The following is a 26779-nucleotide window of genomic DNA, read 5'->3' as shown; positions in this document are numbered from 1 at the left end:
AGATTCCACGGCACAGGGCAGTTCGGCGGGGATCAGGTGAGGTACCGGTAGGTGGGGGAGTTGGGATCGAGCTGCTGGCATTGGATCGGCGAGTCGTCCATGCGTGCCAGCAGTGCCGTCAGCCCGGAGGGCGCGCCCAGTTCGATGCCGACCAGCGCGGCCCCGGTCTCCCGGTTGTTGCGCTTGACGTATTCGAACAGGGTGATGTCGTCGTCGGGGCCGAGTACCTCGTCGAGGAAGCGGCGCAGCGCACCGGGTTCCTGCGGGAAGTTCACCAGGAAATAGTGTTTGAGGCCCCGGTGCACCAGCGAGCGCTCGATGATCTCGCCGTAGCGCGAGATGTCGTTGTTGCCGCCCGACAGCAGGCACACCACTGTCGACCCCGGCTCGATATCGATCTCGGCCAGCGCGGCCACCGCCAGCGCACCCGCCGGTTCGGCGATCACACCCTCGTTCTGATACAGCTCGAGCATGGCGGTGCAGATGGCGCCCTCGTCGACCTGCATCATCCGGAAAGATCCTGCGCCCCTGGGGGATTCGGTGCCGATGAGCAACGGTAGCGACGCATGCGACACCACGCGCCCACCGAACTTCGACACCGTGGCGTAGGGTAGGTCGCCCACCCGCCGCACGGCGGCGCCGTCGACGAACGGATCGATCTGCGGCAGCGTGACCGGGCCCCCGGCGATGAGCGCGGCCGTCATCGAGGCCGCGCCCGCCGGTTCGACGCCGAGGATGGCGGTGGTAGGCGAGCGGTCGCGCAGATAGGTGCCGATGCCGGCCAGGCAACCGCCCCCGCCGACGGGGATGATCACCAGATCGGGGGCGGTCGGCAGCTGTTCGAGGATCTCCACCGCCACGGTGCCCTGCCCGGCCGCGGTGCGGGCGTCGTCGAACGGCGGGACCATGGTGGCGCCGGTGCGGGCGACGTCGGCGGCGGCCGCCGCGGCCGCCGCGTCGAAGGTGTCGCCGACGGCGATCAGTTCCACGAATTCGCCGCCGTGGGCGCGGATGCGGTCGCGTTTCTGCTTGGGTGTGGTGGTCGGCACGTAGATGCGGCCCTGGATCCCCATCGCGCGGCAGGCGAAGGCCACCCCCTGGGCGTGATTGCCGGCGCTGGCGGTGACGACACCGGCCGCGCGTTCGGTGGCATCGAGTTGCACGATCAGGTTGTAGGCGCCGCGCAGCTTGTAGGAGCGGACCGCGGTGAGATCCTCGCGCTTGACGTAGACGTTCGCGCCGGTGGCCGCCGACAACCGCTCGATTCGCTGCAGCGGCGTCGGCTCGACGATGTCGGAAATTCGCTTGGCGGCCGCGTCGATCTCGTCCGCGCTCAGTTCGGGCAGCGGAGCGGATACTTTCTCTACGACATCCAGCGGTTCAGACACCCGAACATGCTATCGGTCGCGGTAGGTGCGGCGCGCGGCAGTTTCCCCAGCGGTCCGGTACGCCCGGAAACCGGCGACGCCCGGACCGAGGGCCGGGCGTCGCGGCGGTGATCGCGGACCGGTGAATCAGGACGTCGGGGTCAGGACGAAGACCGGGATCTCGCGGGTGGTCTTCTTCTGATAGTCGGCGTAGTCCGGATAGGCCTCGACCGCGCGCTCCCACCACACGGCCTTCTCCTCGCCGGTCACCTCGCGCGCGGTGTAGTCCTTGACCACGTCGCCGTCGCGCAGTTCGACGATCGGATTGGCCTTGAGGTTGTAGTACCAGACCGGATGCTTCGGGGCGCCGCCGAGGGAGGCCACCGCCGCGTACTCGCCATTGTGCTCGACGCGCATCAGCGGAGTCTTGCGCAGTTTGCCGGTCTTGGCGCCGACACTGGTGACCAGGATGATCGGAATTCCGCGGTCGAGCAGGGTGTTGGCTTGGGTCCCGTTGGAGGCTTCGTACTTCTCGGCCTGCTCGCGGGACCAGTCGGACGGGCTGGGTGCGTATTCTCCGGTGAGTGGCATGCCCGGCATAACAATCGATGGCCGCGGATGTGTTCCCGGCGTCGTTGGTGACCGGATCGCCGCGAATGTTCGGTGGACCGAACTTCGGGATACGTGTAGCCTGACCACATGACAGCGGTCAGCCCCATCGTTCGCCCGGTCCGCCGTGCCACGCATACGGTGCGGCTCGCGGATGTGCCGTGGCCGGTGTACAAACTCGAGGCCGTCGCGCTGGGTCTGCTGCTCGCGCTGATGCTGGGCCTGATCACCGGGTCGGCGCAGCTCGCCGTACTGGTCGGCGCCGGGGTCGCGGCACTGCGCTGGATCGTGGGAGTCGCGGCGGATCGCCGGTAGCGGACTACGGCACCACGCCCCGGTCGGTGCGCGACGCCGCGCACGTCCTCAGCTCGCGAGGCAGCCCGGGCCGAGCAGCGCCTTCAGATCTCCCATCAGCGCCGAGGACGGCGACACCCGCAGGTTGTCGGCGACCTTGAGCAGGGTGGTCTTCTCACGCGATCCGACGTGGCGGATGTGCACATCGGCGGTGCCGGGATGGCTGGACAGGACCCGCTTGAGCGCGCTCACCTTGTCGGGCGTGCACAGCCGGGTCGGGATCGTCACCGCCAGCGGCTTCTCCATGCCGATCGACGACAGATCCGGCACCACCAGATCGTTGGCGATCAGCGAGATCCGGTCGTCACGCACCGAGACGCGCGCCTTCACCAGCACGACGGCGTCTTCGGCGATGTCCATCCCGTACACCGAATAGGCCTGCGGGAAGAACAGCACCTCGATACCACCGGTGAGGTCCTCCAGTTGCGCTGAGGCCCAGGGCATTCCGTTCTTGTTGACGCGCCTGGTCACCGAGGCGAGGATGCCGCCGATGGTCACCTGCGCGCCGTCCTTGACGTCGCCCTGCAGAATCGCCGGGATCGGCGTATCCGCCTGTGCGGCGAGCACATGCTCCACCCCGTTCAGCGGATGGCCGGACACGTAGAGGCCCAGCATCTCGCGTTCCAGGGCCAGCTTGTGCTTGGCCTCCCACTCCTCGTCGGGCACCTTGACATCGAAGACCGACGAGATCGAATCGTCCCCGTCGTCGAGCCCGCCGAACAGGTCGAACTGCCCGATCGCCTCGGCCTTCTTGGTGGCCATCACCGCGTCGATGGCGTCGGAATGCACCAGCAGCAGTCCCTTGCGCGGATGGCCGAGCGAGTCGAAAGCGCCTGCCTTGATGAGGGATTCGGTGACCTTCTTGGTGCAGGCGATGGTGTCGATCTTGTTCAGGTAGTCGGAGAAATCGGTGAACTTCGACTTCTCGGTGCGGGCGGCGATGATCGAGGACACCACGTTGGTGCCGACGTTGCGCACCGCGCCCAGGCCGAAACGGATGTCGGTGCCGACCGGTGCGAAGTTCTGTTCGGACTCGTTGACGTCGGGCGGGAGCACCGTGATGCCGAGGCGGCGGCAGTCCGACAGGTAGACCGCGGCCTTGTCCTTGTCGTCGCCGACGCTGGTGAGCAGGGCGGCCATGTACTCGGCCGGATAGTTGGCCTTGAAGTAGGCGGTCCAATAGGAGACCAGGCCGTACGCGGCGGCATGCGATTTGTTGAACGCGTAGCCGGCGAACGGGAGGATGGTGTCCCACAGCGCCTTGATCGCGGCCTTGGAGAAACCGTTCTCCAACATGCCCTTCTCGAAGCCCTCGAACTCCGCGGCCAGCACCTCGGCCTTCTTCTTACCCATCGCGCGGCGCAGGATGTCGGCTCGTCCGAGCGAGTAGCCGGCCACCTTCTGCGCGACGTGCATGATCTGCTCTTGGTAGACGATCAGACCGTAGGTCTCGCCGAGGATGTCCTTGAGCGGCTCCTCCAGCTCCGGATGGATCGGCTTGACCTCTTGGCGCCCGTTCTTGCGGTCGGCGTAGTCGTTGTGCGCGTTCATGCCCATCGGGCCGGGGCGATACAGCGCGCCGACGGCCACGATGTCCTCGAAGGCGGTGGGCTGCATGCGTCGCAGCAGATCGCGCATGGGGCCACCGTCGAGCTGGAACACACCGAGGGTGTCACCGCGGGCGAGCAGTTCGAACGTTTTCGGATCGTCGAGTGGCAGCGCGTCCAGGTCGACGTCGACACCGCGGTTGGCCTTGGCGTTGTCGATCGCGTCGCCGAGCACGGTGAGGTTGCGCAGGCCGAGGAAGTCCATCTTCAGCAGGCCGATGGCCTCGCACGACGGGTAGTCCCAGCCGGTGATGATGGCGCCGTCCTGGGCCCGCTTCCAGACCGGGATCGCGTCGGTCAGCGGCTCCGAGGACATGATCACCGCGCAGGCGTGCACGCCGGCGTTGCGGATCAGGCCTTCCAGCCCCTTCGCCGTGTCGTAGATCTTGGCGATATCGGGATTGGATTCGATGAGGGTGCGGACCTCGGCGGCCTCCTTGTACCGCTCGTGCTCGGGGTCGGTGATACCCGACACCGAGATGTCCTTGGCCATGATCGGCGGCGGCAGCGCCTTGGTGATCTGGTCGGCGATCGCGAAGCCGGGCTGGCCGAACAGCACGCGGGCCGAATCCTTCAGCGCTGCCTTCGTTTTGATGGTGCCGAAGGTGATGACCTGGGCGACCCGGTCGGTGCCCCACTTCTCGGTGGCGTAGCGGACCATCTCACCGCGGCGGCGATCGTCGAAGTCGATATCGATATCGGGCATCGACACGCGCTCGGGGTTGAGAAATCGCTCGAACAGCAGACCGTGCGGCAGCGGGTCGATGTTGGTGATCTTCAGCGCGTAGGCGACCAGCGAACCGGCGGCCGAACCACGACCGGGCCCGACCCGGATCCCGACCTCGCGGGCGTGGTTGATGAGGTCGCCGACGACCAGGAAGTAGGCCGGGAAGCCCATCTCGAGGATGACGTTGATCTCGTATTCGGCCTGGTCGAGGTACTTCTGCGGGACACCGTCGGGGAAGCGGTACTCGAGGCCGCGCGCGACCTCCTTGCGCAGCCACGACGCCTCGGTCTCACCTTCGGGAACCGGGAATTTCGGCATCCGGTCGCGGTGGGTCCACACATCCTCGTAGGACTGCACCCGCTCGCCGATCAGCACGGTGTTGTCGCAGGCGCCGGGGACCTCGCCGTCCCAGATCTCGCGCATCTCCGCGGCCGACTTCAGGTAGTAGCCGCTGCCGTCGAATTTGAAGCGGGTCGGGTCCGAGAGCGTCTTACCGGTCTGAATGCACAGCAGCGCTTCGTGATTCGTGGAGTCTGTTTCGTGCACGTAGTGGCAGTCGTTGGTGGCCAGCGGCGGGATGCCCAGCTTCTTGCCGACCTCGATCAGGCCCTCGCGCACCCGGCGCTCGATGGACAGCCCGTGGTCCATGAGCTCGAGGAAGAAGTTGTCCTTGCCGAAGATCTCCTGCCACTTGGCCGCGGCCTCGAGGGCCTCGCGGTCGTGGCCCAGTCGCAGCCGGGTCTGCACCTCGCCGGACGGGCAGCCGGTGGTCGCGATGATCCCTTCGGCGTGCTGGGCGATGATCTCGGCGTCCATGCGCGCCCACTTGCCGAGCTGTCCCTCGATGGAGGCCAGGCTCGACAGTTTGAACAGATTCCGCAGACCGGTCGCGTTCTCGGCGACCATCGTCATATGCGTGTAGGCGCCGGAACCGGAGACGTCGTCGCTCTTCTGGCTCGGGTCACCCCACTGCACGCGCTTGGTGTTGAACCGCGACTCGGGCGCGATGTACGCCTCGATGCCGATGATCGGCTTGATGCCCTGCTTCTTGGCCGAGTTGTAGAACTCCGAGGCGCCGTACATGTTGCCGTGGTCGGTCATGCCGACCGCGGTCATACCGAGCCGCTCCGCCTCCTTGAACAGGGGCGTGATCTTGGCGGCGCCATCGAGCATCGAGTACTCGGTGTGATTGTGCAGATGTACGAATCCCGAGTCGGCCACGCGAGGAATCCTAGTCGACCGGACCGACACCCGGCGCCAGGGAACTACATGCCTGCAATTCACGGGTGCACGTGGCGGGCGAGTCCGCCGGAATCGCCGCGAACCTCCCGCATCACCGTGGCGAATCTCACCGCCGCGCGCGATAGCCGGAAGGGATTCGAGTGGTCCCGGTAACGCCGCGCGGCCCGGGCAGCGATAACCCGGCTGCGAGAGACGAACGGTCCACAAGGGCAGATCGGTGCGTCACGGCGGTCGGCGGTCAACGTGCCGCTCCCCGTCTCGCCGATGACGGTCGACCGAGACGAGGGCGGTCGGCCGTCATCATTCTCTCCGTCGCCGTCGTTGGTCTTCGGCGTCGAACGCCGTCCCGGGTAGTTGCCGGCGGATCGCGGACAGCCACGCTTCCACTACTCGCATCCCTGCCCTCCGATGCGGGCGAGCATTAACGTAAACACACGCCCGGCGCGATAATTCGAGTAGTTCGCTACTCGCGAGCGACACGGTACGGGGCGGGAGGATTACCGGTATGAAGCGTTTGGTTGTGTGCTGTGACGGCACGTGGGGATCGGAGAGCAATCCGACGGTCTCCAATGTTGTGAAGATCGCCGAGTCGGTGCGGTCGAGTGCCGTCACCGACACGGGCGACCATGTGGGGCAACGGGTTTTCTATGTCGACGGCCCCGGCTCCCGCGGCTATCTGGCCGATAAACTGCTCGGCGGCGCGTTCGGGCTCGGACTCGACGCCAATCTGTCCACGATGTACTGGCAGCTCGCCCTGAATTGGGAGCCCGGGGACGAGATCTACGTCTTCGGCTTCAGTCGCGGGGCCTATACCGCCCGCAGTCTGGTCGGAATGGTCAACCGGCTCGGGCTGCTCACCGCCGACGCGATGATCGAGCGGACGTATCCGGAGGCGCTGGCGATCTACCGCCAGCGCAAAGTGGATCCCGACGGCCCGGATCGGCCGGAGTGGATCGAATTCCGCCGGCGGCACTGCATCTACCCGGTGCCGATCACCTTCGTCGGCGTCTTCGACACCGTCGGCGCGCTCGGGGTGCCGCTGCTGACCTCGTGGCGCTACCGCTTCCACGATGTGCGGCTGTCGCGCAATGTGCGGTACGCGCGGCAAGCGCTGGCGATCGACGAACGCCGCCGGATGTACGCACCGTGCCTGTGGGAGGTCACCGACGACCCCGAGGGCGGCCCGTCCGGCGCCGACCGGGTGCAGCAGGTGTGGTTCGAGGGAGTGCACACCGATATCGGCGGCGGCTACGCCGACAGCCGGCTCTCCGACATCACGCTGCGCTGGATGGTCGACCAGGCTCGCGGGGCGGGACTGAGTTTCGACGACGAGCGCGTCGAACAACTGCTGAGCCGCCACACCCCGGCGCAGCCGGCCGCCGCGCCGGATTCGACTGTCGCGGCGGCGGATTCGCCTCCGAGGGCGCATGATTCGCTGACCCTTTTCTACCGCGTCCTCAATCGCGTCGGCTGGGCGTTGCATCCGCGCAACCCCCGCTTCTACGCCGATTCCTGGCGCCGTCTGTCCGCACCCGGTGATCGGCGCGTGTACCTCGCCGACTGCGCCGCGCCGTGCGCCACCTACCGCCCGCCGAATGTCGTCCGCTGGGCCGAGGAGCTCGCCGGACCGCTGCCCACCCTGCCGGTGGGCGAGCACGACGAGGGCGCCGACCGTGCCCACCCGGCAGCCGAACAGCAGGCGCCGGGCGGAGAGCATCCGGCGGGCAGCGGCTCGGTAGCCGGCACCGCCGCCTGAGCGTCACCGCGTGCTCCCGGCGTTCGCCGGCGGCGCGGTGCCGCGGCTCCGGCGCGGTGCCGCCTGCTGCTGCCGGAAATGACCGGTTCCCGGCGCTCGTCAGGGGTGTCGTCTCCGAACCAGTGGCCTCGCGGCGGTGATTTTCCGTCGTGTGCAGCGGTCCGCCGCCGGGCGATCCCGGCCGCTGAAACTTGTCCCCGGGCGCTTCCGGTACGCGCCCGGGTTCGCTTGTGTCTCAGTGGCTTAAGGGTGCGCAGCGATCTCGGCTCGGCCTGTGACGGTGGTGCGTGATCTGATCGAGATAAAACCGGCGTGTGATCCGGTGCACACATCACTGCAGGTCCAGCGGATTTTTCTCAGCGTAATAACACCTGTTGTTCACTTGACGTTATGTTTACGTTAACTTGCCGCAATCATTCTGTGACTCGCCAGGAAGCAGACCAACGGTCTGTTTTCAACGCGGCGAGCGGGCTTTTGTTCTGTAGATCGTCGCGCTGGTCCCACCACCGTTCGACGTATCCGGAGTTCGTATCACCATGCAGATCAGAAGACTGTTACCCCTCGCCGTCCTCGCCGCCGTCGTCACCGTGCCCGTCGCGGCCCACGCCGATGCCCCCGCTGCGCCGCCACAACTGCAGCAGCTGGTACAGGGATTGCCGCAGCCGCAGCAGGATCAGGCTCAGCAATTCCTGCAGAACCTGCCGCAGCCGCTGCAGCAGGTGGTCCCGCAGACCTATTCCGACAACCTCGACGGCTGGATCAAGCACGCGCTCTTCGTGATGGGGCAGCACGGCATTCCGGGCAGCTACGACGGCATCTACCGCAATGTCATGCGCGAGTCGGGCGGCAACCCGCGTGCCATCAACCTCTACGACTCCAACGCCGCGGCCGGTATCCCGTCCAAGGGCCTGATGCAGGTCATCGATCCGACCTTCGCCGCCTATCACGTCGACGGTACCTCGGGGGACATCTACGACCCGGTCGCCAACATCGCCGCCGCCTGCAACTACGCCGCGCACCGCTACGGCTCGATCGACAGCGTGTTCTCGGCGTACTGATCCGGGGCTCGCTCCGGACTCAGCGCACCAGCAGCGCCACCGGCAGGCGGGCGAACAGCTTCTCCAGCCGGGTGCGGCCGGTGAACGTATGGCCGGTGAGGCGGTCGGTCCAGGTGCCCGAGGGCAGGTCGAGGACGGTATCGGCCCACCCGCCCTCGGTCAGGGCCACGCTGTAGCGGGTCGCGGCCACGATCACCTGCGGCGCCTCGCCGCTGCGGCCGCGCGCGTACCCCACCAGGTGTTCGCTGCGGTCGCCGCTGCCGAACAGCGGGGTGTAGGAGCCGCCGACGAAGCAGTCCGGCCGCTCCCGCCGCAACCACAGGGCGTAGGCGACGATCCACATCTTCGCAGCGCCGGAGATGTCCAATTCCGGTGTGCCCGTGAGTGATTGCAGCATCGCCAGGCGATGGCCGAAGTCCACCGGCCGCCGGTTGTCCGGATCGACCAGCGAGTCCTCCCACAACTCGCACCCCTGATACACGTCGGGGATGCCGGGGCCGCACAGCTGAAGCAGCTTCTGTCCCAGCGAATCCGACCATGCGTGCGGTGCGAGCCGGGTCGCCAGTTCACCCAGTTCGGCGCCGACCGGCCCGTCGATCACGGTGTCCAGCCAGCGATGCACCTCCGCCTCGAAGTCGACGTCGGGCTCCTCCCACGAGGAACTCAATCCGGCCTCGCGCACCGTCTTCTCGGCGAACAGGTGCAGGCGTTCGCGAAACCGCGGCACCGTCGCGGGGCGGCGTCCGTCGACCGGCCACACGCCGAACATGTTCTGCAGCAGGAAGATCGCGGTCTGCCCGTCCGGTGCGGGCGCCAGTTCCAGCCACGCGCCCACCGCCTTCGCCCAGCTGTCGGCCACCTGTGAGAGCACCGTGATGCGGGCCCGCACATCCTCGCCGCGCTTGGTGTCGTGCGTCGACAGCGTCGTCATCGTGGTCGGGCGGCGCGCCGCGCGTTCGGCATTGGCCAGATGGAATTCCAGCACCGAACGTCCGAACCGGCTCGGGTCACCGCCCATCTCCTGCAGCGACACCAGACGCGCCGCCTGATAGAACATGGTGTCGTCGACCGCCTTGGCCGCGACCGCGCCGCCGACCTGATGCATCCGCCGCGCCGCTTCTCCGCCGGCGGCCAGCGCCCGCACCAGGACCGACAGCGGGGCGGTCAGCTCCCGGTTGCGCTGCTGCACCTCGGCCACCACGGTGCTGAGCACACCGGACAGAGGTGCGTAGTCGGTGCGATACACCGGCATATAGGACAGCACCTCGATGGTGGCATTGGTCAGCGCCATATCGCTGATCGCCGCCGAATCGAAACCGTTCACCGCGGCGTCGCGCTTCACCGCGCCGACCAATCGGCGGACCTCGGGTACGAGCAGCCGTTCGGCCACCGCCCGTTTGATGCGATGTTCGGTGTCTGCCATCCAGGCGGCATCGCTGCCGTGCCCCGATATCCGCCGCGACAGCTCGGTGAGCGCGTGCTCCCCGGCCGGATCGACGAAGACGCCGCCGACCTCCGCGAGCGCTTCGTATCCGGTGGTGCCGTCCACGGGCAGGGTGGCGTCGAGCGGTTCGTTCCGGCCGAGCACCTTCTCCACGATCAGCAGCCGCTGCGGACCGATCAGCCGGCGCAGTTTCGCCAGATAGGCCGCCGGATACGACAATCCGTCGGGATGATCGACTCGCACCCCGTCGATGAGATCGTGTTCGCACCAGGCGGCCAGTTCGCGATGGGTCAGATCGAACACCGCCGGCTCCTCCTGCCGGATCGCCGCCAGTTCGGAGACCGCCAGGAATCGCCGATAGCTGCAGATCCCCGCCTTCCAGCTGACGAGGCGATAGTGCTGGCGGTCGTGGATGCGCAGCGCGTTCTCCCCGTCGGTGCCGGGGGCGATCGGGAAGCGCAGATCGCGCAGGGCGAGGACGGGTTCGGGGCCCGAGCGGTCGACGGTCAGCGCCGCCGGATCGTTCTCACTGTGCAGGACCGGCAGCGCCAGCCGCCCGCCCGCGCCGTTGCCCGGGCTCCAGTCGATGTCGAAGAAGTGCGCGAACTTCGAATTCTTGCCGTTGCGCAGCACATCCCACCACCACGGATTGCGCCGCGGATCACCGACGCCGACGTGGTTGGGCACCAGATCGACGATCAGTCCCATGCCGCGGGCGCGGACCTCGTCGGCGAGAGCTTTCAGCCCGCCCGGCCCGCCCAGTGCCGCCGACACGGTGGTCGGATCGGTGACGTCGTAGCCGTGCGCGGAGCCCGGCATCGCGGTCATCACCGGGGACAGGTATAGATGCGAAATACCCAGCTGCTGTAGATATTCGGCGATCGCCCGGGCATCGGCGAAGGTCAGGGCGTCCGGGCGCAGTTGCAGTCGGTACGTGCTGCGCACGGGGGTCCGGCGGGCGATCGGGCCGGTGCGGTGTTCAGGGGAAGGGGTGTCTGTCATCTCGATATCGGTGTGGATTCGGAACGGCGGAGAACGAGCAGGCAGCGAGCGGGTACGGCGACCGTGGTCGCTGCGGAATAGGTGGCATCTGCGCGCCCGGTGGGTGTCGAGCAATCCAGCGCCACCGTCCAGTGCGCGCCGAATTCCGGTCCGGGTACGGCGAATTCGAGGGGTGCGTCGTGGGCATTGAAACACAGCAGGAACGAATCATCGCGCACTCGTTCCCCGCGCGGGCCCGGTTCGGCGATCGCCTCGCCGTTGAGGAACACCGCCAGCGAGCGGGCGAAGCCGGTATTCCAGTCGGCCGTGGTCATCTCCGTGCCGCCGGGGGTGAACCACGCGATATCGCCCGGGAGTTCGTCGGGGGTGCCGGGACGTCCGTCGAAGAAGCGCCGGCGCCGGAACACCGGATGGGCGCGGCGCAGCGCGAACGCGGCGCGCGTGAACGTCAGCAGGTCGGCGTATTTCTGCGCGGCGGCCCAATCCATCCAGGACACCGGCGAATCCTGGCAGTAGGCATTGTTGTTGCCGTGCTGGGTGCGCCCGATCTCGTCGCCGTGCAGCAGCATGGGCGTGCCCTGCGACAGCGCCAGGGTGGCGATCATGTTGCGGCTCTGGCGATCTCGCAGCGCACACACCTCCGGATCGTCGGCGGGGCCTTCGATCCCGCAGTTCCAGGATCGGTTGTAGTCCTCGCCGTCGCGATTGTCCTCGCCGTTGGCGTGATTGTGTTTGTCGTTGTAGGACACCAGGTCTCGCAGCGTGAAGCCGTCGTGGGCGGTGACGAAGTTGATGCTCGCGCCCGGGCGGCGGCCGGTGGCTTCATACAGGTCGGAACTGCCGGTGAACCTCGAGGCGAATTCGCCCAGGGTCGCCGGTCGGCCGCGCCAGTAGTCGCGGACGGTGTCGCGGTACTTGCCGTTCCACTCGGTCCACAGCCCGGGGAAGTTCCCGACCTGGTAGCCGCCCTCGCCGACATCCCACGGCTCGGCGATCAGTTTGACCTGACTGACCACCGGATCCTGCTGCACAAGGTCGAAGAAGGTGGAAAGCCGGTCCACATCGTGCAGTTCGCGCGCCAGCGCGGCCGCCAGATCGAAGCGGAAGCCGTCGACGTGCATATCGAGAATCCAGTACCGCAGCGAATCCATGATCAGCTGCAACGTGTGCGGGTGGCGCACGTTGAGGCTGTTACCGGTGCCGGTGTAGTCCATGTAGTGCGCGGGATCGTCTTCGGCCAGACGGTAGTACGCCGCGTTGTCGATGCCGCGCAGGCCGATCGTGGGCCCGAGGTGATTACCCTCGCCGGTGTGGTTGTAGACCACGTCGAGGATCACCTCGATACCGGCGCTGTGCAGCGCCCGGACCATCGCCTTGAATTCGGTGACCGCGGCCCCGGCTCGCGGGTCGGCGGAGTACTCGTGGTGCGGCGCCAGATAACCGAAACTGTTGTAGCCCCAGTAGTTTCGCAGGCCGCGGTCGAGCAGGATCCGGTCGTGCAGGAACTGGTGGACCGGCATGAGTTCGATCGCGGTGACCCCCAGCGACAGCAGATGGTCGATGATCGCCGGATGCGCGATACCCGCGTAGGTGCCGCGCAGTCGCTGCGGAATCGCCGGATGCGTCATCGTCAGCCCCTTGACGTGGGCTTCGTAGATGACGGTTTCGTGATAGGGCCGCCGCGGCGGGCGGTCGCCGGCCCAGTCGAAGTACGGGTTGACCACCACGCCGGTCATGGTGTGCCCCAGCGTATCCGCGCCGTAGGTGTGCAGGGTGGCGTCGGCGGCGAACCGTCCCGCGAAGGCCTTGCCGTAGGGGTCGAGGAGTAGTTTGCTGCTGTCGCAGCGCAATCCGCGGGCGGGATCGTAGGGACCGTGCACGCGGAACCCGTAGCGCTGGCCGGGGGCGACGGTGGGCAGATAGGCGTGCCAGACGTACCCGTCGACCTCGTCGAGCGCGATGCGGTGCTCACCGCCCGCGCGATCGATCAGGCACAGCTCGACCTGTTCGGCAACCTCGGAGAACACCGAGAAGTTGGTGCCGGCCCCGTCGTAGGTCGCGCCCAGCGGATAGGCGGCACCCGGCCAGACGCCGAGAGGCGTCATCTCACCGGATGTATCGGGCCGAACCATACATCGACAGTAACCGTCGTGCCGGAGCCGCCGGTGCGGGTGGGCCGGGTCGTGCCGGGCCGGTAATCCGGTGGCTATCGATGACCCGGCCTCGGCCGACCGGCCGCGCGGGTTCCGGGGCGCCGCCGTTACCGCAGGCCGCGCCGCCAGGTCTGGCCGACGAGGTCGGCACCGAAACTGCGGTGCGGTCGGGAATCGACGAGTTCGAATCCGGCGCGCTGGTAGATCCGCCGCGCCGCGGTGAGCACATCGTTGGTCCACAACACCATGTCCTGATATCCGGCCTCGGCCGCGAACCGCAGGCACTGCTCGACCAGTGCGGTGCCCACGCCGAGCCCGCGCGCCGACGGTTCCACGAGCAGTAGCCGCAGCCTGGCGGTGGTGTCGTCCTCGCGCACACAGAACACCGCCCCGGCCGCGACGCCGCCGGCCTCGGCGATCCATGCCCGTTCGGTGTCGGGATCGTGCCCGGCCAGGAAGTCGGCGACGATCTTCGCGACCAGCGCCTCGTACTCGGTGTCCCAGCCGTATTCGGCGGCATAGAGCACCGCGTTGCGCTGGATGATCCAGCCGTAGTCGCCCGGGCGCGGAGATCGGAGGCGGACCTCGCGCCCGGGGCCGGCAGCTGATGTGTTCGCGTCGCGTGCTGCCGACGTGCTTGCGCGGCCCGCTGCGAACGTGCTCGCGTCGCCTGCCGCGGATGTGTTTGCGTCGCCTGCCGCAGACGTGCTTGCGCGGCCCGTCGTAGTGGCCGGGGCGAGCAGCTCTTCGATCGTGCGCATCGCGGTGCGCAGGCGCCGCCGGTCCGCGGCGCTGTGCCCGGCCAGCAGCTCGGCGATGTCGCGCGCGGACCGGTGGTCGAGATCGTCGGCCGCGGCCCGCCCGGCGTCGGTGAGGTGTACGAGCTGCAGGCGTGCATCGGACTCGGAGCGGTGCCGCCGCACCAGCCCGGCGCTCTCGAAGCGGGCGAGGATCCGGCTCAGATAACCCGGGTCCAAGCCCAGTTCGGTGCGCAGCGCGCGGACGCCGAGCGGTCCGGAACGGGCGAGTTCGAACAGGATTCGCGCCTCGGTGAGCGAGAAGTCGCTGTCGAGCAGATGTTCCTCGAGGACGCCGATCAACCGGGTATAGCGGCGGTTGAACGCGCGCACCGCGCCGACGTCGTCGTGGTCGAGTGCCGCAGTCGTCATGGCCCTCCTCCAGTTCTTTGACTGAGTCAAAGATATCGCGCGAATGCCTCGCGGTGCGGGGGAACGAATATTCCGGGCCCGCGGTCCCGGTGCCGAGGTGTTTCGTCGCGGTGATAACTTGAACAGCGTTCAAGACCGTCTCGTGAAGGGATCCGCGTGGCCCTGACAGCCGACCAGATCACCGCCCTCGACGCCGCCCATGTGTGGCATCCCTACGGCGGCTTCCCCGCGAGCACCGAACCGCTGGTGGTCGCCTCGGCCGCGGGCACCCGCCTGACCCTCACCGACGGCCGGGAGCTTGTCGACGGGATGAGTTCGTGGTGGGCGGCCGTCCACGGGTACCGGCATCCGGTGCTGGACGCCGCGCTGGTCGAGCAGTCGCGGCGGATGAGTCATGTCATGTTCGGCGGGCTCACCCACGAGCCGGCGGTGCGGCTGTCGCAACTGCTGGTGGAACTGACCCCCGACGGTCTGGACAAGGTGTTCCTCTGCGATTCGGGTTCGGTGTCGGTCGAGGTCGCGGCCAAGATGTGCCTGCAGTACTGGCGGGCGCTCGGACAGCCCGGCAAGCGGCGGTTGTTCACCTGGCGCGGCGGATATCACGGCGACACCTTCACCCCGATGAGCGTGTGCGATCCCGAGGGTGGCATGCATTCGCTGTGGACCGACGTGCTGGCCGAGCAGATCTTCGCGCCCGCACCGCCGGCCGACTTCGATCCCGCCTACGTCGCGGAGCTGGATCGGCTGCTGGCCGCGCATGCGCACGAGACCGCGGCGGTGATCGTCGAGCCCGTCGTGCAGGGTGCGGGCGGGATGCGTTTTCATCATCCGCGCTACCTGAACGAACTGCGCCGGTTGTGCGATCAGCACGGCGTACTGCTGGTCTTCGACGAGATCGCGACCGGATTCGGCCGCACCGGAACGCTTTTCGCCGCCGAGGCCGCCGGGGTGGCGCCGGACGTCATGTGTGTGGGCAAGGCCATCACCGGCGGATATATGACCCTGGCCGCCGCACTGTGCACCACCCGCATCGCCGAGACCGTCAGCGCGGCGCACGGCGGGCTCATGCACGGGCCCACATTCATGGGCAATCCGCTGGCCTGTGCGGTCGCGGTGGCCTCCGTCGAACTGCTGCTCTCGCGGGACTGGGCGGGCGAGGTCGCCGCGATCGAGGCCGGCCTGAAATCGGGACTCGCCGCCGCGCAGGACAATCCGCGCGTGGTGGACGTGCGTGTGCTCGGCGCGATCGGGGTGGTCGAGCTCGACCATTCGATCGATATGGTCGCCGCGACCCGCGCCGCCGTCGAGGCCGGCGTGTGGCTGCGGCCGTTCCGCAATCTGGTCTACACCATGCCGCCGTTCATCAGCAGTGCCGACGATATCGCGCGCATCGCCGCCGGCGTCGTCGCCACCGCCGCGGCGGGTTGAGCCGAATTCCCTTCCGGCCCGCCGTTCGTCGTATATCGGATATTTATTTTCGTGTGATATGGTGACGGCGAGCGCGAAAATTCCTGTCTATCATCGGCATTCGCCCGGTGATATCCACCGGGTCCCAGCACGGTGAAAGGGAATTCGATGATCGGCACCGAACCCAGCCGCACGGCGATGATGGCGGCCGCGGCTCGCGCGGCCCACCTGCTGATCGACAGCGAGCCCTGTCTGTTCCGCGATACCATGGCCTCCGCCCTGCTCGGCCCGCATGCGGAGGAGCTCATCGGCTACCACCTGCACCACGGCGACCATCCGCTGCTCGCCGCGGTCCGGGCGCAGGCGACGGTGCGCAGCCACTGGGTCGAACAGCGCCTCGCCGAGTCGGCCGCAGCGCAATATGTCGTTCTCGGTGCGGGCCTCGACAGTTTCGGATATCGCGGTCCGGCCGAAGGAGTCCGGGTATTCGAGGTCGACCATCCCGGCACCCAGCGGTGGAAAAGGGAAATCCTCGACATCGGCGATATCCAGCCGGTCGGCGAGGTGATTTTCGTACCCGTAGATTTCGAATGCGACGAATTGCCACGGCAATTGGCCGATGCCGGATTCGACCGTGAACGTCCGGCCGTGGTCAGCTGGCTCGGGGTCAGCATGTATCTCACCGCCGAGGCGATCGGTGACACGCTGGCCGCCCTGTCCGGTCTGGCCCCGGGTTCGGAACTGGTGATGGAGTACATGCTCGATCCGGCACTGCGCGACGGCAACGGGCACGCCTACGCCGCATCCGTCCAGCCCGTCACCAGCGCGCAGGGCGAACCGTGGCTGAGCACCTTCACCCCGGAAACCCTCGACGACCTCCTGCACCGGTACGAATTCGCCGAGGTCGAGCACATCAGCCACCGGGCGGCCGTACCGGCGGGCTGGTGGGAGCGGGCCGATGCGCTGCAACCGGTGGATCTGTGCCGACTGGCACATGCGCGCATCGGCGGCTGACCTGCGGCGGTGGGCGCGGTGTGTTTGGCTGGACGCCGACGCCTAGAGCCGAGGAGTGGGGATGCGGGCACTGCGAGTGATCGTCGTCGGCGGGGGAATCGGCGGTATGGCCGCCGCGATCGCGTTGCATCGGCGCGGACACGACGTCCAGGTCTGGGAGCGAGCCGCCGCCGTCGGCGAGGTCGGATCGGGACTGACCCTGTGGCCCAACGGGTTACGCGCGCTCGATGCGATCGGCATGGGCCCGGAGGTGCGCTCGCGCGCGATGGCCGAGACCGAGGGCGGAATCCGTGACCGCTCCGGCCGCTGGCTGACCCGCACCGACACCGAGAAATTGGCCGACCGGTACGGCCCGGTGGTAGCGGTCCATCGCGCGGATCTGTTCGACATCCTGCGCACGGCCCTCGGCGCGGACCGTCTGCGCCTGGGAGTCACCGTGACCGGGGTCGACATCGAAGACCATTGGGGGACAGCCGACGCCGGGCCCGGATCCGTGCGGGACGGCGGTATAGCCGGGCACGAGCGTCCAGCGGGTGGACATGCCTCGCCGGCGGTGCCCGTTCTGCACAGCGGGGGAGCGGAGACCGCGGATCTCGTGATCGGTGCCGACGGCCTGCGCAGTGTCGTGCGGACCGCGGTCTGTCCGCGCGCCCGCCCACCCCGCTATGCCGGATACACCGCCTGGCGGATGATCACCGAACCGTTGCCCGACCTTCGCCAGGGCGGCCAGATCTGGGGCAGCGGTGAGATTTTCGGCATCGTCCCGCTCGCCGACCACCGGGTGTACATGTTCGGTGCGGTGAACGCGGACGAAGGCGAGCGCGCGTCCGGCGGCGAATTCGCCGAAGTGCGGCGACGTTTCGGCGAGTGGCCCGATCCGGTTCCACGGCTACTGGGTGCGGTGTCGCCGGATTCGGTGATGCGCCACGACATCTACCAACTGCCCGATCTGCCGACGTTCGTCCGCGGGCGCGTCGCGCTGCTCGGCGACGCCGCGCACGCCATGACGCCGAACATGGGCCAGGGCGCGAACCTCGCCCTCGAGGATGCGGTCACCCTGGCCGCGCTGCTCGGCGACGGCGAGATCGACGACGCGCTGCGCCACTACGACGCGCTGCGGCGCCCGCGCACCCGGGCCCTCGCCCATCGTTCCCGGCGGATCGGAACGGTCGCGCAATGGTCGTGGACGCCCGCGGTGCGTGCCCGCGACACCGCGCTGCGGCTGATGCCCGGCTGGGCGATGCCGCGCGCCTTCGCGCGCGCCCTCGACTGGACGCCGCCGGCCTGACCGGTCCGCCACCTGCGGCGAGAACCGCGACCGCCCCCGCCGCCACCGTCCTGAACGGCGTTCAAGTATGCTTCCGAGCTGTGAACGAGGATCCGTTGAGCTGGTTGGACGAGCGTGCGGGTGACCGGGTGCGCGCCGGGTTGCGGCGGCAGTTGCGGGCGCGACCGGCGCACAGCGATCTCATCGACCTCGCCTCCAACGACTACCTGGGCCTGTCGCGCCACCCCGAGGTGATCGCGGGCGCGGTCGAGGCGGTCCGGACCTGGGGCGCCGGCGCGACCGGATCGCGGCTGGTCACCGGCACCACCGTCGCCCACGAGGACTTCGAGTCCGACCTGGCCGACTTCGTGGGGGCGCAGTCGGGCCTGGTCTTCGCCTCCGGCTATGCCGCCAACCTCGGTGTCGTCACCGCACTGGCCGGCCGCGGCGCGCTGGTGGTCTCCGACGCCGGCAGCCACGCCTCGCTGGTCGACGCCTGCCGGCTCTCGCGGGCACGGGTGGAGATCGCGCCGCATCGCGATGTCGAGGCCGTCGACCGGCTGCTGTCACAGCGGACGGAGGACCGTGCGCTGGTGCTCACCGATTCGGTGTTCAGCGCCGACGGCGACCTCGCGCCGCTGACCGACCTGCATCGGGTGGTGCGCGCGAACGGTGCCGTGCTGATCGTCGACGAGGCGCACGGCATCGGCGTGCGGGGCGACGGCGGCCGCGGTCTGGTGCACGAACTCGGCCTGGCCGGGCAACCGGATCTGATCGTCACCGCCACTCTGTCGAAAGCGCTTGCGGCGCAAGGCGGAATCGTGCTCTGCGACGAGCGGGTACGCGCCCACCTCATCGATACCGCGCGCACCTTCATCTTCGACACCGGATTGGCGCCCGCCGCGGTGGGCGCCGCTCATGCGGCGTTGCGGTTGCTGCGCAAGGAACCGGAGCTGGGCGGGCGAGTCCTCGCCCGGGCCGCCGATATCGCCCGCATCGCCGGTGTGCCGCAACCGGATTCGGCGGTCGTCTCGGTGGTGCTCGGGCAGGCGCAGGTGGCCTTCGACGCCGCGCAACAGTGCCGGGCGCGCGGTCTGAGCGTGGGATGTTTCCGGCCGCCGTCGGTGCCGGAGGGCACCTCGCGGCTGCGGTTGACCGCGCGTGCCGACCTCACCGACGCGGAGATGCGGACCATCGCCACGGTGCTGGACGAGGTGCTGACCGCGGCGCGGGATCCGCGGGCCGCCTGAGTGATGCGAGCAAACGACAGGAGCGAGGCGATATGAGCAGGTTGATCGTGACGGGCACCTCGACCGACGTCGGGAAGACCGTCGTCACGGCCGCGCTGGCCGCGGCGGCGCGCTCGGCCGGGCGCACGGTCGCGGTGTGCAAACCCGCACAGACCGGCGTGGCTCCGGGCGAAGCCGGCGACCTCGCGGTGATCGAGCGGCTGGCGGGTGTGACCCGCACGCTCGAACTGGCCCGCTATCCCGAACCGCTGGCCCCCGACACCGCCGCTCGCCGCTGCGGGCAACCGCTGCTCACCCTCGGTGAGACGGTGGCCGGAATCGACTCGCTGGCCGATGCCGACCTCACCCTGATCGAGGGAGCGGGCGGCCTGCTCGTTCGAGTCGGGGAGTTCACGCTGCTCGACCTGGCACAGAAATTGGACGCGCCGGTGCTGGTGGTCGCTGCCGCGGGACTGGGCACCCTCAACCACAGCGAACTCACCACCCGGGCCCTCGCCGCCGCGGGGGTGCGGTGCGCGGGCCTGGTCATCGGATCCTGGCCGAGCGCACCGGATCTCGCGTCCGAATGCAACCGCACCGATCTGCCGGAGGTCACCGGTACCGAGGTGGTCGGGGTGATTCCCGAGGGTGCCGGACAGTGGCTGCCCGAGCGATTCGCCGACACCGCCTCCGGGTGGTTCCACGCCGACTGGGTTCGCCGCTACCTCGGCTGAGCCGCCCGCCGCGGCGAGGCCCCGTTCGTGTCGGTGGGGCCTGGCAGGATGCGGGACATGAGCGCAACCGGGGAGGATGCCCGCGACTATGCCCTGTCGCTGCCCGAGACATCGGAGCAATTCGCCTGGGGGATGCCCACTTTCCGGGTCGCGGGCAAGCTGTTTCTGACACTGCCCGAGGCCGAGACCTCGATCGCGGTGCGCTGCCCGATCGTCGACCGCGACGAACTGGTCGTGGCCGAGCCCGGGAAATTCTGGATCGCCACGCACGAGGCCGGTAACGCGTGGGTGCGCGCCCGGCTGGCCGCCCTGGACGACCGGGCCGAATTGGAGGCGATCATCCTCGATTCCTGGCGCCAGGCCGCACCCCGCCACCTCCTCGACGACCAGCGGTAATCGACGGCGGATATCACCGTGGCGCGCCGCGGAACGGATGCGCCGCTCGCGAACGCCCTTACAGTGGGTAGGGATGTCCATGCGAGATCGGCACCCTTCCACGGTCGCGGATTACGACGATGCGCGACGGCGGGCCCGGCTGACCGAAACCCGTGTGGGGCACCGCCCGCGGACGCTGGGGCGGACGCGGCGCGTGCTGCTGCGGGCGGCGCTGGTCCCGATCGTCGTACTCGTCGTGTTCGCGCAGTATTGGCACTACGACGTTTCCCCCGAGCAGGCACGGCTGGCGCGCACCGATCCTGCGGTGCTGCCCATCTCGGGCCCGGCCGCGGCGAGCGATCGCGATCGCGATACCGCGGTCTTCGACCTCGTCGGCCTGGGTTCGCTCGACGCCTCCGATACCGCACGGGCCCTGCCCTCGCTGCGGCAACTGGGCTCGGTGTGGGCGGTGCGCTACGACAACACCGGTATCGACACGAAGGTCATCAGCGATCTGATCATCCGCGTCACCGAGGCCGCCCGTATCCACAAGGTGGTGCTGGTCGGCCACAGCATGGGCGGGGTGATCGCACTCGAGATCGCCAAGCACATCCACACCCACAGCACGCGCACCCTGTCCGGGGTGATCCTGGATTGCACGCCGGTCGACCTGGCCGCGGTACGGCCGGAAAGCCGGGACCAGGGTGAGGATCTGCTGCGCTGGTTCGGCTGGTTCCCCGGCACACGGGAGAGCCGGGGGCTGCGACTGCTGGCGGAAACCTATTCCCGCCGTGACCAATTCATCGACTACGGCTCCGACCCGCCGGGAATCCGGATGGCGTCGCTGGGCCGCACGGTCACCGATGTGCTGCGGCAGAAGATCTTCAACACCGACGCCGCCAGCAACGGCCTCATCGAGGATCAATTCAAGGCCATCGTCGCCAGCGGCGCGATCGACGACCTGCGCGCGCTGGCGAAACCGGCGTCCGGCAAAGCCCGCCCGGCCGTCGTCTTCATCCGCCCGCACAATCCGTACCGGGATACCGTCGTGGACGACGAGTACACCCATCGTGCGCTGATCGACACCGTCGGAGGTGTCGACGGCACCCTCCTGGTGGTGCTGACCCGCAGCACCGGACATGCCGATCCACGGCAGCATCCGCGCGAATACAACACCGTGATCGCCCAGCAGATCGTGCCGTTCATCGGGCTGGTGCATTCCGAGCAGACCATGGGTATGCCGTGATCCGGCGGTTCAGCGCACGGCGTCGTCGAATGCCGGCCGAATATCCGAAGGCGGCAGCATGTTCCACCGCTCGAGTTGTGCCCGCACCTGCTCGGCGGCATCGATATTGAGCGGGCTCGACGTCCAGAGCACATAGGGCAGATCGAGGAACCGTTGCTCGGTCACCGCGCGCAGCCGGTTGATGCCGGGTTTGGCGCGCAGGGCGTCCACCTTCTGGGCGAAGGTCTGCCCCGGATAGTCGACGAAGACGAGGGCGTCCGGGTCGGCGGCGGCCAGGCGTTCCCACGACACCGCCGTCCACGTGTCGGCCACGTCGTCGAGTGCGTTGCGTGCGCCGGCGGCCTCGAGGACGGCCTGGGGGCCGCCGAATCTGCCACTGGAGAAGATGGTTTCGCTCGCGGTGTCGAAGACGAACAGGGTCGGCGGTGTCGCGGCCCGTGGTGCGGCGCGCAAGCGCTGGAGGCGGGTATCGATGTCGGCGACGAGTGCGGTGGCCCGGTCGGGGTGTCCGGTGATCGCGCCCAGATTCGACAGATCCGCGCGCAGCGCCGCCCACGGCTCGACGGTGCCGCGTTGCCGCCGACCGGCGTGCGGGCGGCAGCTCTCGGTGAGGATGTAGGGCGTGATACCGTTGGCGCGCAGCGTATCCGGCGTGAGATCGGTGGCCTCGCTGTAGCCGTAGTTCCAGCCGGCCACCATCACATCGGGGCGCCGGGCCAGCACCGTCTCCCGGGACGGCGAGCTCGGCGCGACATTGTCCAACCGGTCGACGACGTCACCGTAGTGCCGCCGCAAGGTCGCGACGTCCTGTTGCAGACCGGCCACCGCGGCCACCGAATCCTGTGCGCCCAAGGCCAGCGTCATCGCGACCATATTGGTGTCGTTGACGAACATGCGCTGTGCCGGAGCCGGAAAGCGCACCTGCTCACCGCAATTGGTGAGGGTCAGAGTGCCGTCGGAGGACTGCGCGGGGCCACACGCCACCAAGGACGCGACGGTCGATCCGATGGCGAGCCATCGCAGAAGTTGCATATCGTCTACCTCCGACGGTGTCCGGGACTACGGCTGCCGGGTTCGCGGCGGTGCCGGCGCCTCATCGCGCAGCCTCCGAATGCGGTTCCAGCAGTAGATGTGTGGCGCCGGTCTCCGGATGCCGCACGCGGGCCGCCCGGACACCGAAGACCGTGGCGAGAACCTCGGAACTCAACGCCTCCCGTGGCGGGCGCAGGTCCGAAGCGGAGCCGTCGTGCACGACCAGCACCCGATCGCAGTAACGGTCGGCCAGGGTCAGATCGTGCAGTGCGACCACGACGGTGCGGCCCAGTCCCCGCACCAGATCCAGGAGCGCGAGCCGGTGGGTGATGTCCAGGTGATTGGTCGGCTCGTCGAGCAACAGCAGCGGGCTCGCCTGCGCCAGGGCCCGGGCCAGCAGCACCCGCTGCCGCTCACCGCCGGACATCCGCCGCACCGGGCGATCGGCGAATCCGGCGAGATCGACAACCGCCAAGGCGTCGCCGACCGCGCGGCGTTCGGCCGGGCTGCCCGCGCCCCACGGCGGCAGATACGGCGTGCGCCCCAGGGCGACCACTTCGCCGGCGCACAGATCCGCCGGCGGCTGGTCGTCCTGCCCGACCATGGCGACCAGCCGAGCCCGGCGTCGCGCCGAGAGGGCATGCAGCGCACTGCCGTTCACCAGGACGCGGCCTCGGCGCGGGCGCAGCAGTCCGCCCAGGGTGCGTAGCAGCGTGGACTTTCCGGCGCCGTTGGGTCCGACGACGCCGACCACTTCACCGGGACGGACGTCGAAGTCGGCATCTGCCAGTACCACTCTGCCGCGCGGCCCGCACGTCAGGTGCTCTACCCGCAGTGTGGCGGCGACCGTTTCCGACGAGCGCTCAGCGGCGAGCGGGGGCGAGGGGACAGGTGCCGACGGGGCGGCCGGGACGCCTCCGTCCGCCGAAAACTGCGGCGCGGGCCCGTTCATGCCGCACCGAACCGGTAACGCCGCCGCCCCATCAGCAGCAGGAATACCGGCGCGCCGATCAGTCCGGTCAGCACGCCCACCGGAATTTCAATGGGCCGCACGAGGACTCGTGCCGCCGCGTCGGCCACGACCAGGAACAGCGCACCGCACAGCGCCGCGACCGGCAGTAATCGCCGATGGGTGGAGCCCACCAGCATCCGCGCCGCATGCGGTACCACCAGGCCCACGAAGCCGATCCCGCCGGATACCGCCACCAGAACGCCGACCAGAATCGCCAGTCCCACGAACAACCCGTAACGCACGGCCCGCACCGGCACTCCCACCGATGCGGCGGTCTCGGCGCCCACGCTCAACGCGTCCAGCCACCCGTGCACGGCCAGCAGAGTCGCCGCCGCGAGCGCAACGACGAGGGCGGGCACCGCGATTCGCGTCCAGTCGGCCCCGGCCAGGCTGCCGAGCAGCCAGAACAGCACCGACTGCGCGGCTTTCGGATCGGCGCTGCGGAAGATGAGGTAGCTGCTCAGCGCCGAAAACGCCGATCCCAGCACGGTTCCGGTCAGGACGAGACGCAGCGGCGTCAACCCGCCCTGTGCCATCGCGATGGCGAACACCGTGGCCGCTGCCGTCAACGCGCCGGCGAGCGCGCCACCCGACAGCGCCCAGATTCCGGCCCCGGCGAACAACCCCGACGTGATCACAGCCGCGGCGCCCACACCCGCGCCCGAGGACACGCCCAGCAGATAGGGATCTGCCAGGGGATTGCGCACCAATGTCTGCATGGCGGCACCGGCGAGTGCCAGGCCCGCGCCGACCACCGCGGCCAGGATGGTGCGCGGCACCCGCAACTGCCACACGATGGTGTCGAAGGCGGAATCGACCGCACCGGAGCCGCCCAGATGTCCGCCCAGGACCTCGAGCACCGCCGGGATCGGAAGCGGTTCGGCGCCACACGCGGTCGCCACCACCATCGCGACGAGCAGCGACGCCAGCGTCACGGGGACGACGATCGTTGTCCGGACGCGATTCATCGCCGGAACTCCACAGGCATCACGCGACCTCTTCAGAGCAGTGCCCGGCGACCGAGGTCTGACTCCCGCAGCGGTCCGCACGTCGGCGCCCGCCCGCGATCACAGTGGCGCGACCGTTCCGGATTTCCACCGGATTCCCGCGCCGCCGGGGATGACGGTTCCGAATACTACCGTCCGAAATGTCCGGCTAGCGCACCCGGCTCCCGAGCAGATGCAGCACCCCGCCCACGAACAGCTGCAATCCGAAGTCGAATCGCTCGGTGGCCGAGGTGTTCTCGTAGAGCGGGGAATCCTCCTCCGCCAGCGCGCCCGCGGAATCCATCTGCATCCGCGACTGCTCGTCCACCGTCTCGCCGAGGACGTAGTACAGCAGCGTGTAGGCCGCCAGATCGGCCTCCTCACGGGTCATGCCGCCGCGAATCATCGCACTGGCCAAGCGTTCCCGGCCCTTGCTGGTGGTCAGGCGGGAGGCGTAGGTGGCCGAGACGACCTCCGCGCCGTCGCGATACGCCAGCAGACACGACCGCAGCCGATGCGCGAGTTCGCTGATCTGGCCCGGCCAGTCCTCGGCGGCGACCGGTTCCTCCATCGGGGTGAGGATGCGGTCGGCGACCGCGCCGAGCAGCGCCTGCTTGTTCGGGAAATGCCAGTACAGCGCCCCCGGCTGCACGTGCAGAGCGGTGGCGAGGCGGCGCATGGTCAGATCGGCGAGCCCGTACTGATCGAGGATGGCGATGGCGCCGTCGATCACATCCGCCCGATGTAGCTGCACTTCTACCCCTCGCATGTTTTGACTCACTGACCCCGCTACCCTAGCCTGAACACCGTTCAAGTTGCACGGCATGGACGCGCAGGCCCGGAGGCGGCAGCCTGCGTAACCACGGAGGGCCCAGTCCATGCCGCAATAGGCACGGCCGCACCGGCCGGACGGAAGGGATTCGTGCTGTGACGCAGGCACCCGTGAAGACCGACATTCTGGCCACCGCGCGCGAGCAGGTTCTCGAACGTGGCGTCGGACTGACTCAGGAGCAGACCCTCGAGGTGCTGCGCCTGGGCGACGACCAGCTCGAGGCACTGCTGGAGCTCGCACACGAGGTGCGGATGAAGTGGTGTGGCCCGGAGGTCGAGGTCGAGGGCATCATCTCGCTCAAGACCGGCGGCTGCCCCGAGGACTGCCACTTCTGCTCACAGTCGGGCCTGTTCCAGTCGCCGGTGCGCGCCGCCTGGCTCGACATCCCGAGCCTGGTCGAGGCCGCGAAGCAGACCGCCAAGACCGGCGCCACCGAATTCTGCATCGTCGCCGCCGTGCGCGGTCCGGACGAGCGGCTGATGGCGCAGGTCGCCGCCGGCGTCGAGGCCATTCGCAACGAGGTCGACATCCAGGTCGCCTGCTCGCTGGGCATGCTGAACCAGGAACAGGTCGATCAGCTCGCCGCGATGGGCGTGCACCGCTACAACCACAACCTCGAGACCTCGCGCTCGCACTTCCCGAACGTGGTCACCACCCACACCTGGGAGGAGCGGTGGGACACCCTGCGCATGGTGCGCGAGGCCGGTATGGAGGTGTGCTGTGGCGGCATCCTCGGCATGGGCGAAACCCTGGAGCAGCGGGCCGAATTCGCTGCCAACCTGGCCGAATTGGAGCCCGACGAGGTCCCGCTGAACTTCCTCAACCCGCGTCCGGGCACCCCGTTCGGTGACCTCGAGGTGCTGCCCGCGGCCGATGCGCTGCGCGCCGTCGCCGCGTTCCGGCTCGCGCTGCCGCGCACCATTCTGCGTTTCGCGGGCGGCCGGGAGATCACGCTCGGCGACCTGGGCGCCAAGCAGGGCATCCTCGGCGGTATCAACGCCGTGATCGTGGGCAACTACCTGACCACGCTCGGCCGTCCCGCCGAAGCGGACCTGGACCTGCTCACCGATCTGAAGATGCCGATCAAGGCGCTCAACGAGACCCTCTGAGCGCCTGCGGCCGCGGCGGTTCGGGTATTGTCGAGCAGCTGGAGAGCT

General features: G+C 68.7%; 21 protein-coding genes. 11 read left to right on the top strand and 10 right to left on the bottom strand.

Going from position 1 to position 26779, the window contains the following annotated elements; genetic code table 11:
• Nucleotides 1-32: 32 nt before the first annotated feature.
• Complete coding sequence (gene ilvA, locus NMI01S_RS18985) at nucleotides 33-1388, bottom strand: threonine ammonia-lyase IlvA (RefSeq protein WP_062999027.1); 1356 nt, start codon at nucleotides 1386-1388, stop codon at nucleotides 33-35.
• 126 nt (nucleotides 1389-1514) lie between these two features.
• Nucleotides 1515-1958: a nitroreductase family deazaflavin-dependent oxidoreductase gene (locus NMI01S_RS18980; RefSeq protein WP_062999822.1), complete on the bottom strand. Its 444-nt coding sequence runs from the start codon at nucleotides 1956-1958 to the stop codon at nucleotides 1515-1517.
• Nucleotides 1959-2066: 108 nt separating this feature from the next.
• On the opposite strand from NMI01S_RS18980, the gene NMI01S_RS18975 reads away from it, so the two are divergent.
• Nucleotides 2067-2291, top strand: a complete 225-nt coding sequence (locus NMI01S_RS18975; protein WP_062999025.1) for a hypothetical protein — start codon at nucleotides 2067-2069, stop codon at nucleotides 2289-2291.
• A gap of 48 nt (nucleotides 2292-2339) precedes the next feature.
• Here the strand turns inward: NMI01S_RS18975 and dnaE are convergent, their stop codons facing one another.
• Nucleotides 2340-5885 (bottom strand): DNA polymerase III subunit alpha, encoded by a 3546-nt coding sequence (gene dnaE / locus NMI01S_RS18970; protein ID WP_062999023.1) that lies wholly within the window; start codon nucleotides 5883-5885, stop codon nucleotides 2340-2342.
• Between the two features lie 526 nt (nucleotides 5886-6411).
• Between dnaE and NMI01S_RS18965 the strand changes: the two genes are divergently transcribed.
• Nucleotides 6412-7662, top strand: a complete 1251-nt coding sequence (locus NMI01S_RS18965; RefSeq protein WP_084513073.1) for a T6SS phospholipase effector Tle1-like catalytic domain-containing protein — start codon at nucleotides 6412-6414, stop codon at nucleotides 7660-7662.
• Nucleotides 7663-8198: 536 nt separating this feature from the next.
• A complete protein-coding gene (locus tag NMI01S_RS34230; protein ID WP_084513072.1) occupies nucleotides 8199-8720 on the top strand; it encodes a transglycosylase SLT domain-containing protein in 522 nt (173 codons plus the stop codon).
• Between the two features lie 19 nt (nucleotides 8721-8739).
• Here the strand turns inward: NMI01S_RS34230 and treY are convergent, their stop codons facing one another.
• The 3 genes from treY to NMI01S_RS18945 form a co-directional block, all read right to left on the bottom strand.
• On the bottom strand, nucleotides 8740-11166 hold the full coding sequence (gene treY, locus NMI01S_RS18955) for a malto-oligosyltrehalose synthase (RefSeq protein WP_062999021.1): 2427 nt from the start codon (nucleotides 11164-11166) through the stop codon (nucleotides 8740-8742).
• Nucleotides 11163-13298 carry a glycogen debranching protein GlgX gene (gene glgX / locus NMI01S_RS18950; RefSeq protein WP_062999019.1) on the bottom strand — a complete coding sequence of 712 codons (2136 nt, stop codon included), beginning with the start codon at nucleotides 13296-13298 and terminating at the stop codon, nucleotides 11163-11165. Before glgX ends, treY begins: the two co-directional genes overlap by 4 nt.
• A 128-nt stretch (nucleotides 13299-13426) precedes the next feature.
• On the bottom strand, nucleotides 13427-14488 hold the full coding sequence (locus NMI01S_RS18945; protein ID WP_062999017.1) for a bifunctional helix-turn-helix transcriptional regulator/GNAT family N-acetyltransferase: 1062 nt from the start codon (nucleotides 14486-14488) through the stop codon (nucleotides 13427-13429).
• Nucleotides 14489-14644: 156 nt separating this feature from the next.
• Here NMI01S_RS18945 and NMI01S_RS18940 point away from each other — a divergent pair, with 156 nt between their 5' ends.
• The 7 genes from NMI01S_RS18940 (at nucleotide 14645) to NMI01S_RS18910 (ending at nucleotide 21760) form a co-directional block, all read left to right on the top strand.
• Entirely contained in the window at nucleotides 14645-15916 is a 1272-nt protein-coding gene (locus NMI01S_RS18940) for an adenosylmethionine--8-amino-7-oxononanoate transaminase (protein WP_062999015.1), read from the top strand.
• 147 nt (nucleotides 15917-16063) lie between these two features.
• Nucleotides 16064-16909, top strand: coding sequence for a class I SAM-dependent methyltransferase (locus NMI01S_RS18935; protein ID WP_218021063.1), 846 nt, complete (start codon nucleotides 16064-16066; stop codon nucleotides 16907-16909).
• A gap of 61 nt (nucleotides 16910-16970) precedes the next feature.
• On the top strand, nucleotides 16971-18197 hold the full coding sequence (locus NMI01S_RS18930; protein ID WP_062999013.1) for an FAD-dependent monooxygenase: 1227 nt from the start codon (nucleotides 16971-16973) through the stop codon (nucleotides 18195-18197).
• 80 nt (nucleotides 18198-18277) lie between these two features.
• Complete coding sequence (locus tag NMI01S_RS18925) at nucleotides 18278-19426, top strand: 8-amino-7-oxononanoate synthase (RefSeq protein WP_062999818.1); 1149 nt, start codon at nucleotides 18278-18280, stop codon at nucleotides 19424-19426.
• A gap of 32 nt (nucleotides 19427-19458) precedes the next feature.
• The gene (bioD, locus tag NMI01S_RS18920; protein WP_062999011.1) at nucleotides 19459-20139 is read left to right on the top strand and encodes a dethiobiotin synthase; all 681 of its coding nucleotides are present in this window, start codon (nucleotides 19459-19461) and stop codon (nucleotides 20137-20139) included.
• Nucleotides 20140-20196: 57 nt separating this feature from the next.
• Nucleotides 20197-20535, top strand: coding sequence for an MmcQ/YjbR family DNA-binding protein (locus NMI01S_RS18915; RefSeq protein WP_062999816.1), 339 nt, complete (start codon nucleotides 20197-20199; stop codon nucleotides 20533-20535).
• Between the two features lie 73 nt (nucleotides 20536-20608).
• The gene (locus NMI01S_RS18910; protein ID WP_062999009.1) at nucleotides 20609-21760 is read left to right on the top strand and encodes an alpha/beta fold hydrolase; all 1152 of its coding nucleotides are present in this window, start codon (nucleotides 20609-20611) and stop codon (nucleotides 21758-21760) included.
• A 9-nt stretch (nucleotides 21761-21769) separates the two neighbouring features.
• Here NMI01S_RS18910 and NMI01S_RS18905 read toward each other — a convergent pair whose 3' ends face one another.
• The 4 genes from NMI01S_RS18905 to NMI01S_RS18890 all read right to left on the bottom strand — a co-directional run bounded on the left by NMI01S_RS18905 (nucleotide 21770) and on the right by NMI01S_RS18890 (nucleotide 25544).
• Nucleotides 21770-22792: an ABC transporter substrate-binding protein gene (locus tag NMI01S_RS18905; RefSeq protein WP_062999006.1), complete on the bottom strand. Its 1023-nt coding sequence runs from the start codon at nucleotides 22790-22792 to the stop codon at nucleotides 21770-21772.
• A gap of 61 nt (nucleotides 22793-22853) precedes the next feature.
• Nucleotides 22854-23588 carry an ABC transporter ATP-binding protein gene (locus NMI01S_RS18900; RefSeq protein ID WP_245716928.1) on the bottom strand — a complete coding sequence of 245 codons (735 nt, stop codon included), beginning with the start codon at nucleotides 23586-23588 and terminating at the stop codon, nucleotides 22854-22856.
• Nucleotides 23589-23740: 152 nt separating this feature from the next.
• Nucleotides 23741-24772: a FecCD family ABC transporter permease gene (locus tag NMI01S_RS18895; protein ID WP_062999004.1), complete on the bottom strand. Its 1032-nt coding sequence runs from the start codon at nucleotides 24770-24772 to the stop codon at nucleotides 23741-23743.
• A gap of 187 nt (nucleotides 24773-24959) precedes the next feature.
• The gene (locus NMI01S_RS18890) at nucleotides 24960-25544 is read right to left on the bottom strand and encodes a TetR family transcriptional regulator (protein WP_039777484.1); all 585 of its coding nucleotides are present in this window, start codon (nucleotides 25542-25544) and stop codon (nucleotides 24960-24962) included.
• Between the two features lie 173 nt (nucleotides 25545-25717).
• Here NMI01S_RS18890 and bioB point away from each other — a divergent pair, with 173 nt between their 5' ends.
• Nucleotides 25718-26731 carry a biotin synthase BioB gene (gene bioB, locus NMI01S_RS18885; RefSeq protein ID WP_030514661.1) on the top strand — a complete coding sequence of 338 codons (1014 nt, stop codon included), beginning with the start codon at nucleotides 25718-25720 and terminating at the stop codon, nucleotides 26729-26731.
• Nucleotides 26732-26779: the final 48 nt, after the last annotated feature.

Source organism: Nocardia mikamii NBRC 108933 (assembly GCF_001613505.1).
Classification (GTDB): Bacteria; Actinomycetota; Actinomycetes; order Mycobacteriales; family Mycobacteriaceae; genus Nocardia; species Nocardia mikamii.
Note: the sequence above shows the minus strand (reverse complement) of the source record. Positions and strands in the feature narration are given on the sequence as shown.